Source organism: Mesorhizobium sp. M7A.F.Ca.US.002.01.1.1 (assembly GCF_004022955.1).
Lineage (GTDB): Bacteria > Pseudomonadota > Alphaproteobacteria > Rhizobiales > Rhizobiaceae > Mesorhizobium > Mesorhizobium ciceri.
In genome coordinates, this window is record NZ_RZQE01000410.1 from 1 (window position 1) to 5,382 (window position 5,382).

The window sequence follows — 5,382 nt, forward strand, 5'->3', positions numbered from 1 at the left end:
GTTCCGACCGGAATGACGTGACAGTCCGAGTAGAGATCGGCATGGATGACGTCACTGAACTGCGCTTCCGAAGCGAGCAGGTTGGTGATGCCGGGAAAAAGTCCGCTGTCCAGCATCGGCCGCGAGGCGGCCCCCGACGCGGTGAGGTCCAGCAACAGCACGCGCAGCCCGGCGTCGGCGACTTCGCGCGCCACCAGGATCGCCGATGCAGCCGCCTCGTCGCCTTCCGGCGAGACGAATATGGCGCGCGCCGCACCGCTGGCGATCAGCTTTTCGGCAGCCCTTTCGATATCGATCTCGCCCAGGGTGGAACGCGCCGGTTCGGGCTCGACAACCGTTTGCTCTGTCGCCGCCGTAGCGGGCATTGCGACCACATCCGGCGCCTCGGCCATGGCCGGCATCGCAGCGGCAAAAGGCTCCGCATCGGCTTCATGCGCAGGTTCAGGCAGTTCCTGGTGAATGACGGCTTCCTGGAAGACGGCAGTCTCGGGGCGGAAAAATGGCTTGGCGGCCGGCGTCTGCGCCACATGGGGCATCGCCACCTCATCGATCCGTTCGAAACGGGAACCGCTCGCCGGCCGCATCGCGCGGCCTGAGAACAGCTCCCGCAGAAGCGTCACGATGGCCATGATCAGCAGCGATGCGGCGAAAGCCGCGCCGACGATGGGCCCCACCTTCGGAAAATAGGCCTCGGAGGGAACCGACGCCTTCGAGGCGATCCGGGCGTCGACCGGCAGATAGTTGCGGTCCTGGCGCGAAGCGGCTTCGCGGTAGTTGGTCAGGTAGAGTTCGAGCTGCTGTCGCTTGGCGGTCGCGTCGCGCTGCAGTGCGTCGAGGTCGACCTGTTGTTCGCCGGCCTGCGCCGAAGCGGCTTTCAATGTGTTGACGTCGGCGACGAGCTGGTTCTCGCGGGCCTTTGCCGTCTCGGCCTGCATCAACAGGCCTTTCATGATCTTCTGGGCCTCGCTGCGGATCTGCGCGTCGAGATCGGACAGTTGCGATTTCAGCGCGCGAATGCGCGGATGATTTCCAAGCAGCGTCGTCGACAGATCGGCGATGTTGGAGCGCAATTCGACCTGTCGCTCACGCAAGCGCTGGATCAGGTCCGATGACAGAACCTCCGGCACGGCGTCCAGCGAACCGCCATTCTGCAGCGCCCTGCGCACACCGTCGGCGGTCGCTTCGGCCGCAGCGCGGTTGGCGCGCACTTTCGACAGTTCGCTCGACAGTTCCGAAAGCTGCTGGGTGGCCAGCACCGAATTGTTGCCACCCATCAGAAGATCGGACTGGGCGCGATAGGCGGCGACCTTCGCCTCCGCATCCTTGACCTGCCGCTGCAGGTCGGCGATCTCGGGCGCCAGGAAGTCTGCCGCGGCGCTGTTCGATTCGAGCTTGGCCGCCCCTTGCCCCGCTATATAGGCGGCAGCGATGGCGTCCGGTATGGCGGCCGCGAGCTTGGGATCTTCCGATGAGAACTCGATGGCAATGATGCGGGTCTTCTCGACGCCGTAGACGTTGAGCTTCTCGTGCATTTTCTTGAGCACGCGCTCTTCCGTCGGAATTTCCATCGGGTCGCTTTTCAGCCCGACCAGGACCAGAGCGCGGCTCAGCGCCGACATGTCGAGCGCTTCATTGAACTCGGGCAGTTTTTCCAGCCCAAGCTTTTGCGAGACCTGCTTGAGGATTTCGTTGGAGGAAATGATCTGGACCTGGGTGGCGACGCCCTGCTCGTCGAGAATAGGCTTGTCGGTGTCGTTGTTATTGCTGGCCGGCCGCGTGTAGATGGATTCGCGCGGCGCGATCTCCACCTGCGTCTCGGCCTTGTAGTGCCGGGTTGCCAGCGAGGCGAAAGCAAAGGCCAGCCCGGTCGCCAACAGGACGACGAGGCCTATACGCAGCCAATTCCTCGCCAGGCTGGCGAAGAGCTGCCTGAGATCGACATCGACATCTGCGGCCGCGGACTGAACGGACATGCATCCCTACTCCGATACTGGGTCAGCACGCACCGTAAACAACTATGGTAACTCAGCCGTTAAGATCGCGGTAAGTTTTCGTTAGGGTTTACTGGCGGGCGACAAACAAAACCGCCAGAAATCGCAAAAACTCTTGCCGATGCGCCACGTGTCGGCCGCTCCCTTTACCGGCCATTAACCCTAACAGGATGATAACGGGCCTCGATCCCTGATGTTTGCTGCGACGCCGCAGCGGCCCAGTCGAAGGTACTTGTCCGGTCATGAAAAGCACTGCTTCCCTGTTTCGCGCGCTGCTTGCCGTATCGATGCTGGCTGGCTGTTCCAGCTACCGGCCGACGCCGGCCGCCTTCCATGAGGTGCTCGATCAGCCCTATCGTCTTGGCGCCGGCGATCGCGTCCGCGTCACCGTGTTCGAGCAGGACGGGCTGACCAACACCTACAGCGTCGATCAATCCGGCTATCTCTCCTTCCCGCTTGTCGGCGCCATACCGGCGCGCGGCCACACCGCGCAGCAGATGGAAAAGGAGATCGCCGACAAATTGCGGCAAGGCTATCTGCGCGATCCCGACGTTTCGGTCGAGATCGACCGCTACCGGCCGATCTTCGTCATGGGCGAAGTGGGTGCCGCCGGCCAATACTCTTACGTCCCCGGCCTGACGGTGCAGAAGGCAATCGCCATTGCCGGCGGCTTCACGCCGCGCGCCAACCAGGAAAGCGTCGACATCACCCGCGACATCAACGGCAAGGTGATGACCGGCCGCGTGGTCACCTCCGACCCGCTGCTGCCGGGCGATACGGTCTACGTCCGCGAACGCCTGTTCTGACAGATACCAAGTGGCGGACAGGCTCAGGATCGTCCATTGCTTTCGCTCACCCGTCGGAGGAATTTTCCGGCATGTGCGCGACCTGACCGAGGCGCAGGTCGCCGCCGGGCATTCCGTCGGCATCGTCTGCGATTCGACGACGGGCGGCGCGTTCGAGGAACATCTGTTCGAGCAGATGAAGAACATGCTGGCGCTCGGCATTCATCGCACGCCGATGCAGCGCCACGTCGGTCCCGGCGACCTTGCCTCGGCCTGGCGCACGTACAGGATCATCAAGGAATTGCGGCCGGACGTACTGCACGGGCACGGCGCCAAGGGTGGCGCCTATGCCCGTCTGTTCGGCTCGTTGTTGCGGGTATCAAGGTCTCGCGTAGCCCGCCTTTATTCGCCGCATGGCGGCTCCCTCCACTATGACGAGAACACGACCACCGGAAAGCTGTTCTTCGCGCTCGAGCGCTTCATGGCTCGCTTCACCGACTATCTGCTGTTTGTCTCGGACTATGAGCGGCGGACCTATCGCCACAAGGTCGGCGAGCCGCCCATTCCCAACACCCTCGTCTATAACGGCCTGCGCGCCACTGAATTCGAGCCGGTGATCACCGCGCCGGACGCAGCCGACCTGCTTTATATCGGCATGATGCGCGACCTGAAGGGGCCGGACATCTTCATCGACGCATTGGCGCTCGCCGGCCCACGGTTCGGCCGCGCGCTGACCGCGGTGATGGTCGGCGACGGCGACGACCTACCGCGTTACCACGGGCAAGTGAAACGCCTCGGGCTCGAGCGCCATGTCCGCTTCCTACCGCCGATGCCGGCCAGGGAGGCCTTTGCCCTTGCCGCGCTTATCATCGTTCCTTCGCGCGCCGAAGCCATGCCCTATATCGTCCTGGAAACGCTTGCCGCGGGAAAGCCGATGATCGCAACAGCGGTCGGCGGCATTCCGGAGATATTCGACACCGGTTCCCCTGCCCTGATCCGACCTGACCCGATCGAGCTCGCCGAAAGGATGAGCCAGGCGCTGGCCGACCCGGCCGCCTATCGCGACCTGATGCCGGATGAGGCCGACCTCAAGGCACGCTTCGGCGCCGATGTGATGGCCGCCGACATCGAGAACGCCTATTTCGCCGCGCTCGACAGGTAGGCGCAGGACCAAGCCGTTCCAAAGCCGTATGTTGTTTCAAGGGTTTCTTAGCTCTCTTTTGCTATGACCGAGGGGAAGCTTGCGGAAAGCCCTCATGAACGAGATCGACCCCGCGCGCCGCTTTTCAGCAGAGGCGGTGCGTAAATTCGACGGCCCGGCCGATGGCGACACGCCAAGCGGCATGAACGATGTCGCGCGCCAGGTCGCCTCGCAGTACCGGCGCGATACGATGTCGCCGATCATGGTCAGCGGCGTCCTGCGCATGGTCGAATTCGGCTTGCTGTTCCTGTCCGGGCTCGCCGTCTATTTCCATTATGTCGGGTTCTTCAATTATCTCGCCTGGCAGTATCCGGTAACGATCGCCGCCGCGTCGTTCCTTGCCGTGGTGCTGCTCGACGTCACCGACTGCTACCAGATCGTCGCCCTGATGCGGCCGATCGCCAATTTCGGCCGCGTGCTGCTGGTCTGGGCCGGCACTTTCGCCCTCATGGCGCTGACGGCGTTCGTCATGAAGATGTCGGAAAACTATTCGCGTCTTTTGTTGGGCAGCTGGTTCGTCATCGGCTTCGTTCTCATCTTCGGCCTCAGGCTGGTAATGTCGAAGCTGATCCGGGCCTGGGCGCGCGATGGCCGCATGGAGCGGCGCGCCGTCATCGTCGGCGGCGGCAAGGCGGCGGAAATCCTGATCCGCTCGGTCGAAAAGCAGCCCTACAACGATATCCGCATCTGCGGCATCTTCGACGATCGCGGCGATAAGCGCTCGCCGCCCATCGTCGCCGGCTACCCCAAGCTCGGCACCATTTCGGAACTGATTGAATTCGCCCGCATCGCCCGCATCGACATGCTGATCGTGTCGCTGCCGCTGACCGCCGAATCCCGCGTTCTGCAGTTGCTGAAGAAGCTGTGGGTGCTGCCGGTCGACATCCGGCTTTCGGCGCATTCCAACGCACTGCAGTTTCGCCCGCGTGCCTATTCCTACATCGGCGCGGTGCCGATGCTCGACATCTTCGACAAGCCGATCAACGACTGGGATTCGGTGGCCAAACGCGCCTTCGACATCGTCTTCAGCCTGATCGGCATCGTCGTGTTCTCGCCGGTGATGCTGGCGACCGCCATCGCCATCAAGCTCGACAGCAAGGGTCCGGTGCTGTTCCATCAGAAGCGGCACGGTTTCAACAACGAGATCATCGAGGTCTATAAGTTCCGTTCGATGTATACCGACAAGGCCGACCCGACCGCCAAGCAGACGGTGACCAAGAACGATCCTCGCGTCACCCGCGTCGGCCGCTTCATCCGCAAGACCTCGATCGACGAGCTGCCGCAGTTCTTCAATTCGCTTCTGGGTTCGCTATCGCTGGTCGGCCCGCGTCCGCACGCCATCGCCGCGCAGTCGCATAACCTGCTCTACAACGAGGTCGTCGACGGCTATTTCGCCCGCCACAAG

General features: G+C 63.0%; 4 protein-coding genes. 3 read left to right on the top strand and 1 reads right to left on the bottom strand.

Features of this window, described 5'->3' with window-relative positions:
- Positions 1-1,973, bottom strand: a 1,973-nt coding sequence (locus tag EN932_RS28125) for a Wzz/FepE/Etk N-terminal domain-containing protein (RefSeq protein ID WP_128369231.1), incomplete at its 3' end; no start/stop codon positions are given.
- A gap of 260 nt (positions 1,974-2,233) precedes the next feature.
- Between EN932_RS28125 and EN932_RS28130 the strand changes: the two genes are divergently transcribed.
- The 3 genes from EN932_RS28130 to EN932_RS28140 all read left to right on the top strand — a co-directional run.
- Complete coding sequence (locus EN932_RS28130; protein ID WP_013532220.1) at positions 2,234-2,797, top strand: polysaccharide biosynthesis/export family protein; 564 nt, start codon at positions 2,234-2,236, stop codon at positions 2,795-2,797.
- Between the two features lie 10 nt (positions 2,798-2,807).
- Complete coding sequence (locus EN932_RS28135) at positions 2,808-3,938, top strand: glycosyltransferase family 4 protein (protein WP_127368454.1); 1,131 nt, start codon at positions 2,808-2,810, stop codon at positions 3,936-3,938.
- Positions 3,939-4,032: 94 nt separating this feature from the next.
- Positions 4,033-5,382 (top strand): exopolysaccharide biosynthesis polyprenyl glycosylphosphotransferase (locus EN932_RS28140; RefSeq protein ID WP_128369232.1); only part of this gene is annotated, 1,350 nt, incomplete at its 3' end.

What these genes read in the sequence shown, in the direction of transcription:
- EN932_RS28130 (WP_013532220.1), top strand. Translation starts at nt 2,234, where the DNA reads ATGAAAAGCACTGCTTCCCTGTTTCGCGCGCTGCTTGCCGTATCGATG.